Genomic DNA, 1,662 nt, shown 5'->3' on the forward strand with positions numbered 1-1,662 from the left:
TATCAGACAATCTGTGTGAGCACTACACAATATTTCGTATCTTCAGGTAAGGAGGTGATCCAACCGCAGGTTCCCCTACGGTTACCTTGTTACGACTTCACCCCAGTCATGAATCACAAAGTGGTAAGCGCCCTCCCGAAGGTTAAGCTACCTACTTCTTTTGCAACCCACTCCCATGGTGTGACGGGCGGTGTGTACAAGGCCCGGGAACGTATTCACCGTGGCATTCTGATCCACGATTACTAGCGATTCCGACTTCATGGAGTCGAGTTGCAGACTCCAATCCGGACTACGACGTACTTTATGAGGTCCGCTTGCTCTCGCGAGGTCGCTTCTCTTTGTATACGCCATTGTAGCACGTGTGTAGCCCTACTCGTAAGGGCCATGATGACTTGACGTCATCCCCACCTTCCTCCAGTTTATCACTGGCAGTCTCCTTTGAGTTCCCGGCCTAACCGCTGGCAACAAAGGATAAGGGTTGCGCTCGTTGCGGGACTTAACCCAACATTTCACAACACGAGCTGACGACAGCCATGCAGCACCTGTCTCAGCGTTCCCGAAGGCACTCCCGTATCTCTACAGGATTCGCTGGATGTCAAGAGTAGGTAAGGTTCTTCGCGTTGCATCGAATTAAACCACATGCTCCACCGCTTGTGCGGGCCCCCGTCAATTCATTTGAGTTTTAACCTTGCGGCCGTACTCCCCAGGCGGTCGATTTAACGCGTTAGCTTCGGAAGCCACGCCTCAAGGGCACAACCTCCAAATCGACATCGTTTACAGCGTGGACTACCAGGGTATCTAATCCTGTTTGCTCCCCACGCTTTCGCACCTGAGCGTCAGTCTTCGTCCAGGAGGCCGCCTTCGCCACCGGTATTCCTCCAGATCTCTACGCATTTCACCGCTACACCTGGAATTCTACCTCCCTCTACGAGACTCTAGCTTGCCAGTCTTGGATGCAGTTCCCAGGTTAAGCCCGGGGATTTCACATCCAACTTAACAAACCGCCTGCGTGCGCTTTACGCCCAGTAATTCCGATTAACGCTTGCACCCTCCGTATTACCGCGGCTGCTGGCACGGAGTTAGCCGGTGCTTCTTCTGTAGGTAACGTCAATTGTGAACGCTATTAACGCTCACACCTTCCTCCCTACTGAAAGTACTTTACAACCCGAAGGCCTTCTTCATACACGCGGCATGGCTGCATCAGGCTTGCGCCCATTGTGCAATATTCCCCACTGCTGCCTCCCGTAGGAGTCTGGACCGTGTCTCAGTTCCAGTGTGGCTGGTCATCCTCTCAGACCAGCTAGGGATCGTCGCCTAGGTGAGCCATTACCCCACCTACTAGCTAATCCCATCTGGGTTCATCTGATGGCATGAGGCCCGAAGGTCCCCCACTTTGGTCTTGCGACGTTATGCGGTATTAGCTACCGTTTCCAGTAGTTATCCCCCTCCATCAGGCAGATCCCCAGACATTACTCACCCGTCCGCCGCTCGTCAGCGGAGAAAGCAAGCTTTCTCCCTGCTACCGCCCGACTTGCATGTGTTAAGCCTGCCGCCAGCGTTCAATCTGAGCCATGATCAAACTCTTCAATTAAAAGCTTGATGCTCAAAGAAATTAAACTGTTTATTCGTAATGAATTAACTGCTGTCACTCTTCAAGACTTT

At 52.5% G+C, this 1,662-nt stretch carries 1 rRNA gene; it reads right to left on the bottom strand.

Annotated elements, in window-relative coordinates:
• Positions 1-47: 47 nt before the first annotated feature.
• A 16S ribosomal RNA gene (locus EIEH_RS00010) occupies positions 48-1,591 on the bottom strand.
• Between the last annotated feature and the right edge of the window lie 71 nt (positions 1,592-1,662).

Origin of the sequence: Edwardsiella ictaluri ATCC 33202 (assembly GCF_000264785.1) — a bacterium.
GTDB lineage: Bacteria > Pseudomonadota > Gammaproteobacteria > Enterobacterales > Enterobacteriaceae > Edwardsiella > Edwardsiella ictaluri.